Annotated in this window: 15 protein-coding genes; 6 read left to right on the top strand and 9 right to left on the bottom strand. The window is 59.7% G+C overall.

Features of this window, described 5'->3' with window-relative positions; translation table 11 throughout:
- Positions 1-4 precede the first annotated feature (4 nt).
- Genes VJU77_17855 through VJU77_17840 form a run of 4 tightly spaced genes read right to left on the bottom strand, consistent with a single transcriptional unit; the run spans position 5 to position 3,307 of the window.
- Positions 5-400: a hypothetical protein gene (locus VJU77_17855; GenBank protein HKP05220.1), complete on the bottom strand. Its 396-nt coding sequence runs from the start codon at positions 398-400 to the stop codon at positions 5-7.
- Positions 401-433: 33 nt separating this feature from the next.
- Positions 434-1,342, bottom strand: coding sequence for a CPBP family intramembrane glutamic endopeptidase (locus tag VJU77_17850; protein ID HKP05219.1), 909 nt, complete (start codon positions 1,340-1,342; stop codon positions 434-436).
- Positions 1,343-1,377: 35 nt separating this feature from the next.
- Entirely contained in the window at positions 1,378-2,382 is a 1,005-nt protein-coding gene (locus VJU77_17845) for a phosphotransferase (GenBank protein ID HKP05218.1), read from the bottom strand.
- The gene (locus VJU77_17840; GenBank protein HKP05217.1) at positions 2,366-3,307 is read right to left on the bottom strand and encodes an NDP-sugar synthase; all 942 of its coding nucleotides are present in this window, start codon (positions 3,305-3,307) and stop codon (positions 2,366-2,368) included. The genes VJU77_17845 and VJU77_17840 overlap by 17 nt, the downstream gene beginning before the upstream one ends.
- Positions 3,308-3,355: 48 nt before the next feature.
- Here VJU77_17840 and VJU77_17835 point away from each other — a divergent pair, with 48 nt between their 5' ends.
- Positions 3,356-3,775: a PH domain-containing protein gene (locus tag VJU77_17835; protein ID HKP05216.1), complete on the top strand. Its 420-nt coding sequence runs from the start codon at positions 3,356-3,358 to the stop codon at positions 3,773-3,775.
- Between the two features lie 220 nt (positions 3,776-3,995).
- Here the strand turns inward: VJU77_17835 and VJU77_17830 are convergent, their stop codons facing one another.
- Both VJU77_17830 and VJU77_17825 read right to left on the bottom strand, forming a co-directional pair.
- Positions 3,996-4,943, bottom strand: a complete 948-nt coding sequence (locus VJU77_17830; protein ID HKP05215.1) for a pepsin/retropepsin-like aspartic protease family protein — start codon at positions 4,941-4,943, stop codon at positions 3,996-3,998.
- A 76-nt stretch (positions 4,944-5,019) separates the two neighbouring features.
- Positions 5,020-6,303 (bottom strand): hypothetical protein, encoded by a 1,284-nt coding sequence (locus VJU77_17825; GenBank protein HKP05214.1) that lies wholly within the window; start codon positions 6,301-6,303, stop codon positions 5,020-5,022.
- 169 nt (positions 6,304-6,472) lie between these two features.
- Between VJU77_17825 and VJU77_17820 the strand changes: the two genes are divergently transcribed.
- A complete protein-coding gene (locus tag VJU77_17820) occupies positions 6,473-7,984 on the top strand; it encodes an amino acid permease (protein ID HKP05213.1) in 1,512 nt (503 codons plus the stop codon).
- A gap of 49 nt (positions 7,985-8,033) precedes the next feature.
- Positions 8,034-9,539, top strand: a complete 1,506-nt coding sequence (locus VJU77_17815) for an amino acid permease (GenBank protein HKP05212.1) — start codon at positions 8,034-8,036, stop codon at positions 9,537-9,539.
- A gap of 98 nt (positions 9,540-9,637) precedes the next feature.
- On the opposite strand, the gene VJU77_17810 is transcribed toward VJU77_17815, so the two are convergent.
- The 3 genes from VJU77_17810 to VJU77_17800 all read right to left on the bottom strand — a co-directional run bounded on the left by VJU77_17810 (position 9,638) and on the right by VJU77_17800 (position 14,814).
- The gene (locus tag VJU77_17810; protein HKP05211.1) at positions 9,638-10,438 is read right to left on the bottom strand and encodes a DUF4912 domain-containing protein; all 801 of its coding nucleotides are present in this window, start codon (positions 10,436-10,438) and stop codon (positions 9,638-9,640) included.
- Positions 10,439-10,507: 69 nt separating this feature from the next.
- On the bottom strand, positions 10,508-14,005 hold the full coding sequence (locus tag VJU77_17805; protein HKP05210.1) for a hypothetical protein: 3,498 nt from the start codon (positions 14,003-14,005) through the stop codon (positions 10,508-10,510).
- A 335-nt stretch (positions 14,006-14,340) separates the two neighbouring features.
- Positions 14,341-14,814 carry a hypothetical protein gene (locus VJU77_17800; GenBank protein ID HKP05209.1) on the bottom strand — a complete coding sequence of 158 codons (474 nt, stop codon included), beginning with the start codon at positions 14,812-14,814 and terminating at the stop codon, positions 14,341-14,343.
- Between the two features lie 111 nt (positions 14,815-14,925).
- On the opposite strand from VJU77_17800, the gene VJU77_17795 reads away from it, so the two are divergent.
- From VJU77_17795 to VJU77_17785, 3 genes are all read left to right on the top strand, one after another.
- Positions 14,926-17,307: a tetratricopeptide repeat protein gene (locus tag VJU77_17795; GenBank protein HKP05208.1), complete on the top strand. Its 2,382-nt coding sequence runs from the start codon at positions 14,926-14,928 to the stop codon at positions 17,305-17,307.
- Between the two features lie 511 nt (positions 17,308-17,818).
- A complete protein-coding gene (locus VJU77_17790) occupies positions 17,819-18,181 on the top strand; it encodes a DUF2513 domain-containing protein (GenBank protein HKP05207.1) in 363 nt (120 codons plus the stop codon).
- 140 nt (positions 18,182-18,321) lie between these two features.
- Complete coding sequence (locus tag VJU77_17785) at positions 18,322-18,882, top strand: hypothetical protein (GenBank protein HKP05206.1); 561 nt, start codon at positions 18,322-18,324, stop codon at positions 18,880-18,882.
- Positions 18,883-19,028: the final 146 nt, after the last annotated feature.

Below are 19,028 nucleotides of genomic sequence, written 5' to 3'. Positions count from 1 at the left end.
TCAATTACCGGTAGTAGTGGCGCGGATGAAAGCGGAGCCGAACCTCGAGCTCCCGCAGGTCCTCCCGCAGACGGTCGATCTGGGCATGGAGGCGGAGCCGGTCGAGCGGCCGGCGACCCAGCTCGTAATTCAAACGGTCCCGCTCGCGCAAAAGACGCGAATACTTCCAGCGAAGCTGATTGCCGCCGCGGTAGGACCCGTAGGAGAGGTGCGCGTCCACCCGGGAAAACATGATGTTTAGTTGATACAGCTCCGCTCGAAGCTGGCGAAAATCGGATTCGCGGTTTTCGCGGCGTTGGTCGCGAACAATGGGTTCGTTCCGTCGCTCATACGCCTGAGCTGAATTGAAGGTCCCGAAAGCCGAGACCGCCAGGAGTGCGATCAAAATGGAATTCTTCATACGGAGAGTTTGACGCATCAGACTCGCCCGCATTCACAACGCGCCTGGATTCGTCGCACTGATGGCCAGGAAGGCGAAGATGATAATGTCCTGCACCATGTGGGTGGTGAAGGCCCAGAAGAAGCCGCGGGTTTCGATCATGCTCCGGGCCCAAATCCAGCCGGCGAACCCCGCCATCAAAACGCCGAGAGGGCCCGAGGGCTGCCCATAATAATGGCCGAGACCAAAGTAGACGGCGGTCAGAAGAACCGCCTCTGGAGCTGAGAAGACGTTTCGCAGATGGGCCAGAAGAACGTTACGGAATTGGTATTCTTCGCTCGCGGCGTTGAGGGCGGACACGGCGATCATCCAGGGAAAAAAGCGGAGGATGAGGCCGCTCGCGGCAAAGTTCGGGTGCAGGGTAAAGTAGAGAAAGGGGGCCAGCGTGAGAGCAAAGGCCAGGAGCAAGCCGGGGCCAAACCAAGTCCACGGAACTGGCTGCCGAAGTCCTAGAAACCCGATCGGCTGCGCCGGGGCGGCGAGATTTCCCCGATTCAAATACAATTCGCGTCGCGTAAGGCCGCTCCCGATCAAAGTAAGGCTGACGAGAACCGCTCCGGAGACGGTCAAGGCTCGAGCTATGAAGAAGCGCGCACCCCAGTTGGCGTTGTCAGACAGCTCCCGAACGAAGCTCGTTTGCGCAAGGGCGGGCGCAATAAAGCTCCAGGCGAAATTCAGAGCGGCGATCGCAAAAAGGAAGCGGCTTAGACCACGAATTCGCGGAGAAGCGCAGACCGCCACCGCGGCCGCCAGCAAAATGACGGTTTCGATCGCGATAAAGGAGAATGAGACTCGATGTCCCGATTCCTTCCAGAACACTTCCGGAAGGGTGCTTCCGATGACGGCAACCCACGCGAGGGCGCGTCGTGATGGGTCGGAAGTATTTGTTGTTCTGGGGTTCATTGGCTTCGCGGCTACGACCGCGGCGATGCGGGGGTTTATTCGAGGCGATTTAGCAACGTGCCGAGTTTCTCAAGGTCCGGAATCTCGTCGACGAGCGACCGGAGCGAGGCCATAGCCGCCGGAATGTGATCGAGGAATGCTTTGTTGCCTTTCACGAGTCCAAGAAAGCCATAGGCACCCAGCGCCTGCATAAGCCGCTGAATCCCGCACAATCTCAAGACTGCGCGCGAATCGGCGGCGACTGGAGTGCCGGCGGCGGCGCGCTTCGATTCATAATCCGCCAGCAATTCCTCGCATTCCTCCCGCGAAAAAGTGACGTAAGGATCGAAGAGCAGCGAAGCCAGGTCGTATTCGGCCAACCCGGGCCGCATTCCCTGGAAATCAATCAGGTGCGCCTGGCCATTGCGGACGATGATGTTCTGCGATTGGAAATCGCGATGCACCAGGAGGCGCGGACGTTGTGCCAGACTCTCCGCGATCTCGGCGAGAGCGGGCAGCGTAACCAGCGTTGAGAGTTGCCGTTTCTCCACGCCGAAAAAACGGCCGAGACAATTCTCGAAAAAGTAATTCTGCTCCCAGCGATAGAGCGCGGCGTCAAACCCGGCGGGAAGATTCCGGTGAATGGCCTGCATCGCCGTCTCCGGCAGGCTGTGCAGTTTCACGATCTCGTCGAGCGCCGATTCATAGAAAGCGCGACGAACGAGCCAGCTTTCGTTGCGATAACTCCAGAGGTCCGTTTTGCCCAAATCTTCGATCCAAATCAGGCCCTCCGAGGGATCGTGAAAATAAATCTTGGGCGCTCGAATTTGATGTTCGGCCAGGAACTCCGCGATCTGCACGTAATGGCGGTTCTCTTCACGCTCGAGATTGTATTTAACGAGAATGATCGTCTGCTCCGGCGAACAGCGAACGCGATAAAACTTCCGGTCCGAGCCCCCTTTCTCGATGGGCGTGATCCTGACCTTCGCCTCTTCCAGACGCGGAAAATGAATCCTCGTCTGCCGAAGAAGGAGATCGCTGGTTTTAGATGTCGGTGTCACGGAGTGTTCCCTGGGCCTGTTTGCGGGCGCGGACAATACAACCCTGAAGCTGCGATTGGGAAGCGATTTGTGCGCCCGGCCAGAGAATTGTGTTCTCGATGGTGGCCCCCTCGGCAATGACACAATCGGCCCCTATGGAATAAAACCCTGAAAGCCGCGCGCTTGGATCGATTTTGGCCGTTGCCGCAATGCGCGCCGGCCAATCTGCTTCCCGGACATAGGCCGGCCGCCAATTCTCATTCGCGATAGTCCGGTGCACATCCAGGTACTCCCGGCGGTCGCCGATGTTGAACCAACCGCCTTCGTTCGCGACCACCCCGCCGATCTTTCCGCCCTGGCCGATCCATTCTATCAGAGTCGAAACATAGGAAACATGCTGGGCCGGCGGGATCCGCTCGAAAACCGCACGCGTCCAGACACAAATACCGGCAAAATCGTAGCGGCCCTCCCGGCCATATCGATTGGTGATGTCGACAACGCGGTTTCCCTCCAACGCGACGTCTTTCCCGAGATGCGTCTCGCGCAAGGCCAGCGTGACGTCGTTTCCGGCCCGGAAATGCTCGTCGAGCAATGGCTGAAGCTCGATGTCGGTGAGCAGGTCGCCGCTGTAGGAAATAAAGAGTTCGTCGCGGAACAAACGCTCCACGTTTTTGATGCCGCCGCCCGTCCCGAGAATTTCCGGCTCGTGGACCAGCTCGACGGGATGGCCGCGGTAAGCGCTTTCCGCGAACAATTCCCCGAACGGCTCAGGCCGGTGGTGCGTGTTAATCACGAACGATCGCACCCCGATCGAGATCAGGTGATCGAGCACGAAGGTGATCAGCGGCTTTTGATAAATTGGGGTCAGCGGCTTGGGCAGATCTTCGGTGAGCGGTCGCAACCGCATTCCGAGCCCGGCGCCGAGGACGAATGCCTTCGTGATCATTCGTGCGCAATGCTTGTGTCTGGCCGCCAATTTGATAGAACTGAACCCATGGCGGAAGAAACGATCTGGCGCGGGACGGCCTCGCAACTGAAAAATCTCGGTTGTTTCATTCTCTGCTTCCTTTTCTGCTGGCTCATCGTGCCGATCTTTATCGGGCTGCGGCGGTATCTCGAAACCAAGAACCAGGTGTACGAGTTGACGAGCGAGCGTGTGAAAATGAGCCAGGGAATTTTCAGCAAGGTCACTGAAACGCTGGAGCTGTATCGGGTCAAAGACATCGAAACGTCCCAACCGTTCATCTACAGAATGGTCGGGTTGGAAAACATCAAGGTGAACACTTCCGATCTGTCGTCGCCGGTTATTTTGATCGACGGCCTCCCCCAAAGCGTTGGGTTCGCCGACAAACTCCGGAACCAGGTCGAGATCATCCGCACCCAGAAGAAGGTGCGGGAGCTGGATATCGAGTAGCGGCGGGGGGGCGCCAAAGGCGCAGTCTCATTCCATAGCCTGGGGCAACGCCCCAGGATCTGTTCGTGTGTCCGCCGAGCGCTGAAGGCGCGATTCAATCTTGGGGAACGACGATCGGAACCGGTGGTTGAGGCGCGCTTTCAGCGCTTGGGCCTCAAACGGACTGGTTTCCTGGGGCGCTGCCCCAGGCTAATCTGAGACGCGCCTTTGGCGCTACAAATCACCGCCTGAGGTACAGCGTCTTCGTTCCGAAATCGATGATGCCGTGATAACGGCGCAGGATTTCTGAGCCCAGCAGACCGGCGACTGGCGGCGAAGCGTTCAGCAAACCGCCGTGGATTAATCCTTCGAGATTAATGACGCCGACATCGTTGCTCCGCATATCCATCGAGCCGATGGAAAAACGCGAGATGGTCGCGATCTGGACGCCGCGCTGTTTCAGATTTACCCCGGAGGAACTGAACGGCGTGTCGCGCAACGGAATTCGCATCCGCCGGACAAAGCGTGAATGCAGGAGGGTGGCGAACGCGCCCGTGTCCACCATCAATTTCGCCTTAATCCCATTCACGCTGCCGTCGACGTAAAGATTATAGCCGTCGCTGACGTGGATCGGGATGCCGCGAAATCCGCTGAAGTCGAATCCGGGCACGCGCCCCGGCACGCTCGGATTTATCTTGAGAACGAGGATCTGCCGCTGGCAATCCAGGAGCGCCTTGGTGGGGAACAAAACGTCCGCGCCGAGGATTCCATCGATCTCGTCGCCTTTGGTCGAGCGGCGCAGGCCGCCGAGGTCCACCAGCACCATTGGCTCGTCCACGAGATTGAGCGAGCCGAGCCGAAGATTGCGGGCGATCGCCACGGTGTTGAACGCGCCGTTGATGCTCAAGCGCGATGGGATGGCCGACTTGCCGGAGATCGGGGCCATTCCGAAATAGGCGCGACGTTTGATGGAAATGGCGCTGACCGGCGCGCCAGAGTCCACCCCGAGAAGGGCCGGCTTGCCATTAATTTCGGCGCGGACCAGCAAATGATTTTGGGTCGAGCGAATCAGGGGCAGCGCTTCGTAGAGCAAAGCTCCCGAGTTCGAGGGACCCCGCCGGGCGGGAGCCGCCATCGCCGGGAGGGCGAAAAACGCGGCGGCCAGAAGCGCGGCTACGATTTTTCGCAACGGTGAGGAAGGCGGCTGGATGAACACGGGCGGGAGAATAGCACGTTGCCGCCGCCGCGAAAATGCCGGCCGGAAATTAGTGAGCCGGCTGGACGGTCTCGGTCCTCGGCCGCGGTGGCGCGTCCGGATGCCAGCTCCAGACCGCGAGCATGACAAAAAAACCGACGACATAAGCGACGGCCACCCACCAGCCGTGGCGGAGCCATTGGCCGACCGACCTCCCCTCCGGGAACATGTTCGTGATCGCCACCCCCGCCGACGATCCAAACCAAACCATCGAACCGCCGAACCCAACTGCGTAAGCCAGGAAGCCCCAGTCGTACCCGCCTTGTTTCAACGCCAGGGCGGTCAGCGGAATGTTATCGAAGACCGCGGACAAGAACCCAAGACCGAGAGCCGATTGCCACGAAGCTATGGGCAATTTCTCGACGGGCATCATGGACGCGCAAACAACCAGGGAGAGGAGGAACAAGGATCCCTTTAATGCTTCCGGCAGCACTTCCCAGTCGGGCCGCCGCAGGCCGGCCGAAACCAGGATCGCCAGCCAGACAGCGGCGCCGATGAAGGGGAAGCGAGGCGCCACGTCCGGGAATTTTATGTTCACGAACACGTTGGTGGCGATGGCGAGGACAAGAATCAGCCCGACGATCCCGATCCGCGTCATATCCACGGTGGTGTGCTGGTGGCTTCGTTCCAGGATGGGAGAATATTTCTGCTGCTGGATCGCGGCCGGAATGCCGAAGACGAGGAGCGCGACCGTGGAAGCGATAATGGCCTCGAACACCACCGTGGGCGAGACTCCGGCGATCCACATCATCGTGGTAGTCGTGTCGCCGACGACGCTCCAGGCCCCACCCGCATTGGAGGCCGCGACAATGGCCGCCAGATAACCGATGTGGACTTTGGCGCGGAAAAGTTGATGCGCCATCGCGCCGCCGATCAGCGCCCCGGCGATATTGTCGAGAAAACTGGAAAGAATCCAGACGATCACGAGGAGGAGAAATCCCCCCTTCCAATCGTGCGGCAGATACTTCGGCAGGATGACCGGAAGATGGCTTTTCTCGAAATGGCGGGACAACAATTCGAATCCCATGAGCAAACAAAGCAGGTTCGCCAGGATGACCCACTCATGCTCGACGTGAACCAGGAACCCGGTCACGCCGGGACCGGTTTTGAACCCAGTAAACGCGATCTTGTAGAGGGCAATTGTCGCCAGCCCGATCAAGGCGACCCGGAGGGTGTGATGATGGAAAAGCGCGATGCCGAGCAGGACCACGCCGAAGAGAATGAAATCGACCGGAATATGCAGCAGGGCTGGCGCTGCCGTGACCGCCAAAGCGCTAACGGGAATGGGCACCATACGCAGCGGGCAAGAGCCAATCGGTCACGGCCGGGAAATTAGCATGCGGGTCTCCGGGTGAAAACGCTTGCTTCACTCCGCGAGAGTCTCTAGTTCGATGGGGTGAATTCGAGTGCTGGTGGCCTGACTGGTTGTTAACTGGGTCCGATGGGCTGGAATTTACAAGCGCATGTCACAACCACCTGCAGCTGAGAACGGCCAGTTCGTAAAAGGATTCGGCCTCTTCGATTCCACCATGCTGGTAGCAGGGTCGATGATCGGCTCCGGCATTTTCATTGTCTCCGCCATCATCGCCAAACAGGTCGGCTCCCCGGGCTGGTTGCTGGTGGTCTGGCTGGTCACGGGCGTGCTGACCTTGATGGCCGCTCTTTCGTACGGCGAATTGGCCGCGATGATGCCGAAGGCGGGCGGGCAATATGTCTATTTGCGCGAAGCCTTCTCGCCGCTCTGGGGTTTTCTCTACGGCTGGACCCTGTTCCTCGTTATCCAGACCGGAACCATCGCGGCCGTCGCGGTGGGTTTCGGCCGTTACACCGGCGTGCTCATTCCATGGGTCTCGGAATCGAATTACATCATCGAGCCGATCCGCCTCGGCGGCTACGCGATCTCGCTCTCAACCGCACAGCTCCTCGGGCTCGCCATGATCGCGCTCCTCACCTTCATGAACACGCGCGGGCTGAATCTGGGCAAGCTCGTCCAGAATGTTTTCACCACCGCGAAAACCGGGGCGCTCATCGCGCTCATCGTCCTGGGGATCATCGTGGGACTTCGTTCGGGCGCGGGCTCGGCAAACTTCAGCGATTTCTGGACGTTGCGCGGAGGTTTGCAGGAGGTCGGGCCGGGGCTGACCGCGATCACGGCGTTCGGTCTCTTTGTCGGCATCTGCGTGGCGCAGACCAATTCGCTGTTCTCCGCGGACGCCTGGAACAACATCACCTTCACCGCCGGGGAAGTGAAGAATCCGAAGCGAAACATTCCGCTCTCACTCGCGTTCGGCACGTTCCTTGTGATCGGCCTTTATCTCCTGGCGAACGTCGCCTATCTCGCCGCGCTTCCGTTTTCCGCAATCCAGAATGCGCCCAGCGATCGAGTCGCTTCCGAGACCGCGAATGTCATTTTCCCGGGCGCGGGCGCGACCATCATGGCGGTCGCGATCATGATTTCCACTTTCGGTTGCAACAACGGGCTGATCCTGGCGGGCGCGCGCGCCTACTACGCCATGGCGCGGGACGGTCTTTTCTTCCGCCGCGTTGGCGAGCTGAACAAAAACCATGTCCCAGCCTGGGGTCTCATCATCCAGGGAATCTGGGCCGGCGTCCTCGTCCTGCCGCGCACCGTGAAGACCGATGCCGCCGGCAAGATCACCGGTTACGGAAATCTCTACGGCAACCTGCTCGACTACGTCATCTCGGCCGCGCTCATCTTTTATATTCTCACCATCATCGGCCTGTTCGTTCTTCGCCGGAAACGCCCGGACGTTGAGCGCCCGTATAAAGCATTTGGTTACCCGATCATCCCGGCGCTCTACATCATTGGCGCGTCCGTGATCCTCGCCGTCCTCTTCATTTACCAAACGGCTACGACCTGGCCCGGCCTCATCATCGTGCTGACCGGCGTGCCGATCTATTTTCTCTGGCGCAAGGCCGAACCCGGACCCGCGGCAGACAACCAACCCAGATAGCGACCGAAACCACTGCGCAGTTAGCAACCAACCAAAAGGAAAGCGGACCATGGCAAATCTATTCGCAAGAAAGCCCCTTGATAAGCTGATGACGGAAGCAGCCGAGGTCGGCGAGCACAGCCTGAAGCGTTCGCTCGGGCCGTGGAACCTGATCGCGCTGGGCATTGGTGGCATCATCGGCGCCGGCTTGTTCGTCCGCACCGCGGCGGCGATCGCGGACCGAGCGGGTCCATCGGTTGTGCTCGCTTTCATGGTGGCCGGGATCGGCTGCGCGTTCGCGGGCCTCTGTTACGCCGAGTTCGCTTCCATGATTCCGGTGGCGGGCAGCGCTTATACTTATTCCTACGCCACCATGGGCGAATTCGTCGCCTGGATCATCGGCTGGGATTTGATCCTCGAATACGCGGTCGCAGCAGCCACCGTCTCATCGGCCTGGAGCGAGTACGCGAACCTCGTCCTGGATTGGTTCGGGCTGAAAATCCCGTACCAATGGTGTCACACCCCATTCGAGCACGACCCGGCAGGCGTGACCGGGATCATCAACCTCCCGGCGATCTTCATTCTTTTCCTTCTCACGCTGCTGCTCATTCGAGGCACGAAAGAATCGGCGTTTGTGAACGGTCTGATTGTGGTCCTCAAGGTCAGCATCGTTCTTCTCATCATCGGCCTCGGGTGGGGATTCATTAATCCGGCCAACCACACGCCGATGATTCCGGCGCCTGCGAGTTACACGACCCCGCAGGGAATCACGCACTCGTACGGCGGAATCCTCGGCATCCTTGGCGCCGCGGGCGTCGTTTTCTTTGCTTACATCGGGTTCGACGCGGTTTCGACCGCGGCGCAGGAAGCGCGCAATCCAAAGCGCGACATGCCAATCGGCATCCTGGGTTCGCTTTTCTTCTGCACGATTCTTTATGTGCTCTTCTCCTACGTCCTCAGCGGCATCGCGACGGTTGCGGATTTCCGGAGCACGGGCCGCGAAGCGTCGGTCGCGTTCGCGATCAGCAAATACATGCACGGCTACGAATGGCTTTCGAAGTCGGTCACGGTGGCGATCCTGGCGGGATTCTCGTCGGTCATTCTGGTGATGTTGCTCGGCCAATCGCGCGTCTTCTTTTCCATGAGCCGCGATGGCCTGGTGCCGTCGGTTTTCTCCGCGGTCCATCCGAAATACCGCACGCCTTACAAATCGAACGCGATCTTCTTTGTCTTTACCGGTCTGATGGCCGCGTTCGTTCCGGCGGACGTGACCGGCGAAATGACGAGCATCGGGACGCTCTTTGCCTTCATCCTGGTGTGCATCGGCGTCTGGATCATGCGCGTCCGAAGTCCTGAGATGGAACGCGGGTTCCGGGTTCCGTGGGCTCCCGTCGTTTGTACGCTCGGAATCATCACCTGCGGCGCGATGATTTATGGACTCGGCTGGACAAACTGGCTGCGGTTGATCGTCTGGCTGGTCATCGGGTTCGTGATTTACTTCGCCTACGGCAAGAGTCACAGCCGGATCAGCGAGCCGCCGCCAGAGATGCCGAAGGGAATAAGCCTCGGGAAATAATTCGGTTGGCGGAATAGGTGGATCGCGCGCTACGTCGCGCGATGGGTTACTCGCAGCCTCGTCGCTCACATCGAGCGACGTAGCGCTCGATCCACCAGTTACATCCGGCTCGTCGCGCCGAAACCGAGAATCGATTCGAGCCGTTGCCGGGTAAAGAACGCCTCGCGGGGGTTGCGAAGACGGGCGCGTTGCTGCGACGCGTTTCCGGACAGGCCGGATTCAAGCGTGCGCAAAAGCTCGCGTTCGGATTCGGGCAGCGAAGCGTCTGAATTGTCGGCCTGTTCCTGTAATCGGCCGACGATTTCAACGATGGCGTCGCCATCGTATTTCGATCCGCGAAAAGCGTCGACGATCCGCTGGAAGCTCAAATGAAACGGAACCGTCGCCACGTCGATCGGCCCCGTCTCGGCCACGTCGTCCGGGGGCGTTACGACTGCATCCGACGTCGCCACGGAATTCCAGACATCCTCCGGCGCATAAAATCCCAGTTCGATCCGGTAGGAACTGCGCGCATGCAAAACCGTAATGAGCTGACTACCCGCCATCGGCTCGACCGCGGTTTTCGATTCTTCGATCCCTTCGTGCCACAATACTCGCAGGTGCGCCTTGCGGTCCGCCGGCGGGTTATCGCCGAAAACTTCCACCCAATCGATGTCCCAATAGGCAAAAAGCGTGTGCGGATCGCGCGCAATGGCGAAGAGAAACGCTCCGCCATAAGAGCGCGGAAGGTCTCCCAGATTTTCGAAATCGGCGCTCGGAGCAGGCGCACGCTCTTCGAGTGGAACGATCGGCCGGCTGGAAAGAACAAACGCAGCGCCGCCACCGGCTTCATCGCTTTCCGGTGCCGCCGCTACATTCTCGACACTCGTTTCATCGATCTCGGTCGCGAAGTCAGCCATGTGCCCAACGATACACGAAATCGGCGGACGCGATAGCGAGAGCGCGCGACGAAATCGTGTCTCGAAGGACTAAGGAGGGCTGATCTCGTAAACCTCGACCGTGGCTACACCGGTGGCATTCTTGCCTTCGACGATGGCGGTATAAAGCCCGGGCGCGACGCTGGCCAGCAGCGCGGCCTCCGCGTCCATCGAAGGCGCGAGAGTCGGCGCCTGGGCCAGAATCGCGGCTTCGTTTGCCCGCCAATCATCGTTCGAGGCAATCTCAGCGCCGTTTTGATCCACCAGCTTTAACTTTGGATCCGGCAGGGCGCCCGCGACGCCGAAGGATGAAAGCGACGGACCGAGCGAACGCACCAGGATGCTGGCGTTGCCCCTGGTCGGAGGTCCAACAATCACGCCTCCAATCAAAACGTTATCGCCCGTCCCGACAAAGCCGCGTGTGCTGAGGTTGCCGAGCTTCGAATTGGAGGCCGGGTCAATATCAAACACCTCGACAATGCCCAGCCTCGGCGCGCTGGTATCCTTATCCCGAAGGATTACGGTGTAAGCGCCCGGCGCCAGCGTCTTGACTATGGCCGACTCAAGAGGGCTCTCCGGCGCGAGTCCGGTCGCGATAATTTCGTCTTGTTGGTTGACTTGCCAGTCATCATTCGCGGCGATCCCGCTCAAGGCGTTGAAAAGTTCGATCGTCGGATCGTGGAGCGGATCCGCGATCCCAAAACCGGAAAGCGACGGGCCCCGCCCGCGGACAATAACTTTCTTCGGCTCGGTGCCAGTGATGATGAATCCGCCGATCAAGACATTCCCGCCCGTGCCGACCTGGGCCCGCGTCGAAATGTTCTGGAGCGTGGCTGCCTGGGAACCTGCTACGACATAGATGGCCGCGTTGGCCGTCGTGTCGTTCGCGTTGGCGTTGGCAGTACTGTCGATGGCATTGGTCAGGCGAACCTTGGTGGTGGTATCGGGATAGGTCCGGACCGAAAAGCCCCCGAGCAAATCGCCCCGCCGGGGATTACCGACGAGTTTCTTCTGGATGGCGATAGTGATCAGTCCGTCAGGTGTGTAGCTGGCGGCATCCGGTTCTCCGACTGCGGTCGTATTCGGATCGGCCAGCACCAACCCGATCACTCCGGTCGTGACGATCCCGTATTCGAACGAAATCGCGCCCGTGTTATCGGAAGTCATTCCGACGTAAAATTGGCCGCCGGACGAAGAGGGAGAATTCCAGATGATTCTCCAGCGCCGGCTCGGTGGAATGAGACTGAGGTCCGTCATCTTGAGATTGAAGACGAGCAATCCGGCGTTGGGACCCGTGGCGGGCTCGGAGATGGAGAGAGATTGAATGTCCAAATCCGGATTCGCGGCCGGCGGCCCTACTTCCGCCGTCGGATCGGTCGCCACGATGAAACCGGTGGGCGTGAGGGGGTCGCCGACGTAGCGCGCCGTCACTTCGTTATCCCCGCACGACGACCCCTGGGCATTGGTCGCTACCACCTTGTAATAATAGGTCGAGCCCTGGTCCGTCGCAGTCGTGTCGTCGTAGTGGAGTTGATCTGCGGGAACTGACGCCAGCAAGGTTTCCGTGCCAGGCGAAGTGGAGCGCAAAACATCATATCCGGTGATGTCGGAGCCACCGTCATCGGCCTCCGACCACGATAAATGCACTGCGCTGGCGTTCCGCGTCACGCTGACAAGCGGGGTCCCGGGCGCAGCCACCCCGGGCGAATCGAAAGCGCTCAGGAGCCTGCGCCCACCGGTTTGCCGCGCGATCGCCGCGAGAGCCGTGTAGGAATTGCCGGTCGCGTTCGGTGGCGCCTGGACACATTCTCCGCCGCTGCATCCGTCGGCGTAAGCGACCAGGATTCGCCCTTCATGGTCGATTTGCACATCCATGAAATCGAGAAGGTTCCGGCAAACATTCGCCCCACCCGCCAGCCAGATGCAGCCGCGCTGCACCGCGTCGTTGGGCGTCGCATCGACGGTCGACCAGGTCGCGCCGCCATCATACGTGGTCGCAACATAAAGATGCCAGATGCCCGTGAATCTCGGTCCCTGCAACCCGCCCGCTGTCGGGGTTCCAAGAAAAGCAAAGGCCGCGCGATCGTTGTCGCCCGCAACAACTTCCGGGAAGACGACGTTGTTGATTCCAAATGCGGCCCCGACATCCAAAGGAGCGCTCCAGGTAAGGCCACGGTCGTTCGAAACACTGATCGCCGCGGTCGTATCGCCATCCGCATAACCAAAGTAAAGTCGTCCTCCGTCACCAATGCCGACGGATGGATCGCTGCCGCCCGCGGCGCTCGCCGGGACTTTGCGAACTTGCCAGGTGAGACCGTTGTCTTCCGAAGCAACGACCGCCTGCTCGCCGCCGCAGCCCCGGTTCGGAACGTAGACAGTTCCATCCGGCGCTACTTTCACATGGCCATGCAACGTCCCGCATTGACTCGTATAAATCACCACCGACGGGCCGTAGTTGATCCCGCCGTCATCGCTCCGCGCACAGTTCGCGTCGACGAGAGCCTGCGAACAATAGTAAACGGCATGCGGATTTCCGGGAGGCCCAACCAGCGGCAGATGATAGGGACCGCCGCCGACCGTTTGATGGTCGACGCCCGACGCTATTCCAGCTCCGTTGCTCGGCGTCCAAATATCGCCGTCATTAGCCGGTGACGGCGGGCTGTCGGTGAACGAGGACTCGCCCACGATCACGTTGGCGGCAAAGGACAAAAGGTGCACGATCGTGCGTCCCGTCTGGAAATCGGTGTAGAGAATCGGATCGAAATCTTCCTGCGAAGTCGGCGCCGGTCTGTTCTCCCACAAAGCGCGCGGAGTGGCGCAAGCGCCGTTGAAAGTCACGCGCAGAGTCTGGACATCCGATTGAAACATCGCCCGGCCTTCCGGGTGGCCGGCGATTGGCAGACCAACGCCGATCGAAGGCTCGCCCGAGCTGCGGCCGAGCGTGTTCGGACCGGCTGCCGGCGGATTAAAGTTTTCAAAACGCGGCGGCAATCCGCTCGCGACTGGCGCCGGGGCCGGCAACGGCGATGCCGGGGCCAGAGCCGCGGTACCGGAATATTGATTGGCGCTGGTGGCCGCGAAATAGACGACGTGGACCACGAAATCGCCCGTCCCGATACTGCTTCGGCGGGGGTCGAGATCAACCTGCTCCTGGGTGGTGCCTCCGGCGCCGGAAGTGGCAACAATCGGTCCCTCGAGCGTCCCTTTGTGGACATACATGTCGTAGTCCGCCGAGGCAGCCGACCAGTTGATCTGGACGTGCACCACCTTGTTCGCCGCCGCCCAATCCGCCGGTGTCCCCGTGATCGTCAATTTGAAGCTATCGCAATTGGTCCCCTCATCGCAGGAGTCTTCTCCGCCACCCGTTGGCGGAACTCCCGAGGCAGTTCCGTTCCAGGTAAGGTCGGGTCCGGAAGGGCCGATGCTGCCCTCGGGAGGATCGGCGGCGAAAGCCAGGAAACCCAGGAGCGCGGAAATGGCGAAGCAACAGCATACCGCGACCGATCGCAGGATGAAGATGCCGGATTGATTGGACGAAGTTTTTTTCATGCGGACCTCTTTTTCATGCTCCCGCTTTCGGATGGACGGGCAGCGCGAGGATCGATCATCGAAAAATGATTCGTCATGGGATGGTGCGGTGCCGCCAACTCGGCCGCGAACGCGACGCCGATGCAGGACAATAATTAATTCGCGGAGAAAACGGGGATTGGTTCCGCCCCGGACCGCGTTTTCACATTACATTTCCGTCACTTTGACCATCTGTGACAGCCTGGCCCGCGACGAGGCCTTGAAGCCAAGAAGCGCGGCAGCTACGCAGAATTATCCTGCGTCAAGACGTTGTAGGGCAAGCGCTCCGCTTGCCACCTAATAATCAGCCGCCCAGCTTACATTCCCGAGCCGACGTATTCCGCTGAGTAATTATCGATCTTTGCCGTGCTGCCGACCGACGGCGTTTTTTCCACGTCGTAAGCAACGTTGCTCGCTACCCGGTTCGTCTGGGTGTCGTAAATCATCACCGTCTTTTTTGCCTTCGGGTGAGTCTTCTGGCCGCGTTCGGTGTCGACCGCGATGTAGCGAACCTTCTTCGCTTTCATGTTCGCCTTACGCTGGGCCGACATGTGCGCGTAGGACCGCTGGGCCCGCTGCTCGGCCAACTGCCGCTGGTGTTCCGTCGCTTGATGTTGCGCAACCGCATAAATGACGGTCGCCACCAGCGCCGCCGCCACCACGGTTTCCGCATGGCTGCCCCCGAACCCCACACTCGGAAGATACGGGATTTGGGCCCGGGCGACCGACGCACCGGACAGAAACGCGCAGACGGTGAGAACACAGGAAGCTTTGATGATGAACGTTTTCATGGGCGGCGTCCTTTATACCTCGCCGGAAATTCCGTTACAAGCTGGATTTCTACTGAGGCGCCGCCCGCACATCCCCCTTGCCAGCGGGAAGCCGAATGCTATTACCGGCCTGTGGCATCGCTCCCGTTGATTTTTATCTCCGCCGTCAGTCGCGAGCTGCGGAGTGGCCGTCAGCTGGCCGCCAACACCCTCACCTTTCTCGGTTACCAGCCAATCTGGCAGGACATTTTCGGCACCGAAACCGGCGACCTGCGCGGGATGCTTCGCCAACAGATCGATCAATGCAAAGGCGTGCTCCAGATCGTCGGCAAATGCTACGGCGCCGAGCCCCCCGAACCCGATCCGGAGTTCGGCCGCGTCAGTTACACCCAATATGAAGCTCTTTACGCGCGGAAGAAGGGCAAAAAAGTCTGGTACCTTTTCATCGACGAGACTTTCCCTGTCGACGCCTGCGAAGGAGAACCGGACGAATTGCGAGCGCTCCAGGCGGCTTATCGCCAACGGTTGCAATCGGACGCGCATCTTTTCCATCCGCTAACCACGCGGGAAGGATTGGAGGCCAGCGTCCTGAAGTTGCGCGGCGACCTTATCCGGTTGCGGCGCGGCGTGAAACAATGGGCGGCCGGCGTCGCCATTCTCCTGGTGATCAGCGTCGGCCTCGGCGTTTGGCTTCTTTATAACCAGCGCGAAACCAACAAGCGCGTCGTCGAAGCTCAGCAGGCGATGGTGAACATGAGCTCGGAGATGACCAAGCTGCGCGAAGGCATCCTGAAGTATCCGCGCGTCGAAGCCGAAGTCCGGCAATCGCGGCCCGAAGATAATCCGGCGGTCGTCCAGGAAAAGGTCTACGACGCTTTGAGTAAGGAACTCGGCGTCGACTCGAAAGTCCTTCAGCAAAAGCTGCCCGATGTCGCCATCAGTCTGCAACGCGCACCGGATGCGTCCACCTACGAGAAGGCCAACGCCGCGTATGTCGCCAAGGATTACCTCGGAGCGGAGCGGCTCGCTTTGCAGGCGGTAGAAGAACTGCAAAAGAACGCCTCAACCAAGCCCGGGGAAATCGTCCAGGCATATCAGCTCGCCGGTTTCTCCGCGCAAAAGCGCGTTCAATTCAAGACCGCGATGGAATATTTCCGGGCCGCGGAAAAATTAACCGACCGCCAGGGCAACCCAACCCAATGGGCCGACATCCAGCACGCCATCGGCGATTTGCTCATGGAACAAGGCGCCTACCGCGAAGCGGAAGACGTCATGCGCGCGGCGGCCGAAACCCGCGGGCAGGCGCTGGGCCCCGAGCAACCCGATACGCTCCGCAGCCGGGCGCGCGTCGCTTATGCGCAATATCGCCAGGGCAAATACAATGAAGCCATCGCCAGCTTGCGCGCGCTCCTGGCTAATTTCGAAAAGGTCCTCGGTCCCGAGCACCCCGATACGTTGCTGGTCAGGAACGGCCTAGCCATTACGCTCGATAACGGAGGCAAACCCGCCGAAGCGGAAGCGGAGCATCGCCGCATTCTCGCCATCCGAGAAAAAGTGCTCGGTCCCGAGCATCCCGACACCTTGAAGACGCGGAACAATATTGCCCTGACCCTCGACCGGCAGGGCAAACACGCGGAGGCGGCCAGCGAATATCAGCAGGTGATCGACCTCGAGAACAAGGTGCTCGGTCCCGAGCACCCCGATACCCTACGGAGCCGCGGCAGCTTTGCCTACGCGCTCGATCATCAGGGGAAGTTTGCGGAAGCCGAGTTAAACCTGCGCGATGTAATCCGGCTCGAAGAAAAGATCCTCGGCCCAGAACATCCCGACACCCTGGTCAGCCGGCTCCGTCTCGACAAAGTCCTGATGAGCCAGGGGAAATTCGCCGAAGCGGAGACCGATTATCGGACGCTCGTTGGTCTCGAACAGAAGGTCCTCGGCCCGGAACATCCCGACACCTTGTCTGCGCGCTCAGGTCTGGCCAACGCCTTGCAGGCCCAGGGCAAACACGCGGAAGCTGCCGCTGAATATCGCGAAGTTATCACGCTCGAAGAAAGAGTTCTCGGGCCGGCACACCCAAACACGCTGATCAACCGGAACAGCCTGGGCAACGCGTTGATGGGAGATAAGAACTACGCCGAAGCCGAAGCGATGTTCCGCGAGCTGGTCCAGGTCGCTACGAAAGCCTTAGGGCCCGAGGACGTGACCACAATCCGGAGCCGGCGCGGCCTGGCGAACGCGCTCTTCAACCAAAACCGATTCCCCGAAGCCGAACCGGAATACCGCAAGGTCCTGGAGCTGGCCGAAAAAGTTCTCGGCCGCGAGCATCTCCTCACGCTCGATGCCTGCTTCGATCTCGCTGGCAACCTCGCGCGCGAAAACAAACTTCCCGAAGCAAAGCAACTGGCCAAACGCGCCGCCGACACCGCCCGCAAAGCCCTCGGCCCCAATCACCCCGCCACCCAGAAATACGCTGCCTTCCTGGCCGAGCTCGAAAAGAAGAACACCCTCTAGCGCGGCCTCGGCGCCTGATCACTTCCGCTCAAATGAAGACTGTTCAGGTTAAAGTAAAACCTAACGCTCGAATCAGCCTGCTAACGGCAGCCGCGGAAGGCCCGTGGCTCGCCCAACTGACATCGCCTCCTGTCGATGGGAAAGCCAATCAGGAACTCGTAGCTCTAATAGCCCATCATTTCGCCTGCCCGAAATCTGCCGTCTCAATTATGAGCGGCGTATCTGGAAGAATGAAGTGGGTCCGGATTGATGCGATTTGAATTGTTAATGTGGGAGGGGCCTTGGTGCCGCGACTCCTCCATCGATCAAAGAAAGCTTCCGCCGGATCACGTCGCGGACTTCGTCGAGGAGTTTCGGCTTGTCGGGCCCGGGGCAGGCCGGTACGTTCTGGGGCATGCTCCCCAGTTTGGAAACTTTCCGACCTCAATGCAACCGTGATAGATCGGAAAATCCCGCCTTTAAAGACGGGGTTTCCCAATCTACTTCTCGTTAGACCTCGGAAGCATTTCGCATGAAGCGCGACATGAACCTTATTCGCTCGCTTCTTCTGTTGTACGAAGGCGAGGAGCCAAAACCAGACTTGTCAGAGTGGACCGAGGATCAACAAGTCTATCATTCGGCGCTGCTGGTGGAAGCGAAGCTTGTCGATGGCTCGATTCTGCCAGACCACACCGGCTACCCCAGGGGCACTGCCGTCTTACGGCTCACATGGGACGGCCATGAATTTTTGGACGCCGCCCGAAATGAATCCGCTTGGAAAAGCATTCGCAAGAAGGCAGTCACTGCAGGCGTCTCTCTTACGTTTCCGGTCCTTAAGACTCTGCTCACGCACTACATTAAAGAAAAGCTTGGGATTCGGGACAGTGATGCGTGAGAATGCCGGCCAAAGGTCTAACCACGCGATGGAGCGAACGGCGGACCGCTGTGTGTTCACATTTCAGATGACTTCCACGCTTCCACTCCGAGCCACAGGCGGTCTCGTCCGCCGTCGCTCATCTTATTCTCGTTAGGTCTATGCAGCGCGCCCTTTTCATCTCCGGACTCGCAATCGTTTGCTCATCCGCCAGCGCCCAATCGGGCGCCGGCGGATTCGTCTACGGAAAAGATCACGCCTATTTTCTAGAGGCGCCGAAAGCTTGGGTGATGGACTCGGGCGACGCTGCGAAGGAGAAAGTCGGCGCGGTGTTCCACCCCGCCAATGCGCATTGGCCCGAGTCCGGCGTCATCATCTATACCGACTTCTACAAGAAGCCAGGTGTACAGACGCCGAGCGATGCGATGAAGAATGATGTCGCCCTCTTTCAGAAAGAGGGCTCAACCATTCATCCGGTAAAGAAGCCGTCGATCAAGACAAACATTGGGGGACTCATTGGTGAGGTCTATCACTTCGGTCCAGACCAGCGGGGCCAGTACGACGCCCGAACCTATTTCTTCTTCAAGGGCTACATAGACTATTTTATTCTCACGGCGCGCGATAAAGCGACGTTCGAAAAGTCACTTCCCGCATTCGAGCACGTTGTGCGCTCCTACGCGCCACAACTCAAAGTCATTCATGAACCGGCCAAAAAGACCTAACCAGATTAGATGAGAAGGCGGCGAGAGCCTGAGCGTTGCGCGCTCGGGTAAACTCGACGCCTATGAAGCAAGAAAAGAAGCAAAAAACTATCGGCTTGGATCTGGGAGAGAAGCGACACCGGTTTTGTGTGCTGGATGGCAAAGGG

This window comes from Chthoniobacterales bacterium (assembly GCA_035274845.1).
In the GTDB taxonomy this organism is placed as follows: Bacteria; Verrucomicrobiota; Verrucomicrobiia; order Chthoniobacterales; family UBA10450; genus AV80.
Note: the sequence above shows the minus strand (reverse complement) of the source record. Positions and strands in the feature narration are given on the sequence as shown.

Coding starts and splice junctions, on each gene's coding strand:
- VJU77_17855 (HKP05220.1), bottom strand. CDS start 400: ATGAAGAATTCCATTTTGATCGCACTCCTGGCGGTCTCGGCTTTCGGG.
- VJU77_17850 (HKP05219.1), bottom strand. CDS start 1,342: ATGAACCCCAGAACAACAAATACTTCCGACCCATCACGACGCGCCCTC.
- VJU77_17840 (HKP05217.1), bottom strand. CDS start 3,307: ATGATCACGAAGGCATTCGTCCTCGGCGCCGGGCTCGGAATGCGGTTG.
- VJU77_17835 (HKP05216.1), top strand. CDS start 3,356: ATGGCGGAAGAAACGATCTGGCGCGGGACGGCCTCGCAACTGAAAAAT.
- VJU77_17825 (HKP05214.1), bottom strand. CDS start 6,303: ATGGTGCCCATTCCCGTTAGCGCTTTGGCGGTCACGGCAGCGCCAGCC.
- VJU77_17820 (HKP05213.1), top strand. CDS start 6,473: ATGTCACAACCACCTGCAGCTGAGAACGGCCAGTTCGTAAAAGGATTC.
- VJU77_17815 (HKP05212.1), top strand. CDS start 8,034: ATGGCAAATCTATTCGCAAGAAAGCCCCTTGATAAGCTGATGACGGAA.
- VJU77_17810 (HKP05211.1), bottom strand. CDS start 10,438: ATGGCTGACTTCGCGACCGAGATCGATGAAACGAGTGTCGAGAATGTA.
- VJU77_17805 (HKP05210.1), bottom strand. CDS start 14,005: ATGAAAAAAACTTCGTCCAATCAATCCGGCATCTTCATCCTGCGATCG.
- VJU77_17800 (HKP05209.1), bottom strand. CDS start 14,814: ATGAAAACGTTCATCATCAAAGCTTCCTGTGTTCTCACCGTCTGCGCG.
- VJU77_17790 (HKP05207.1), top strand. CDS start 17,819: ATGAAGCGCGACATGAACCTTATTCGCTCGCTTCTTCTGTTGTACGAA.
- VJU77_17785 (HKP05206.1), top strand. CDS start 18,322: ATGCAGCGCGCCCTTTTCATCTCCGGACTCGCAATCGTTTGCTCATCC.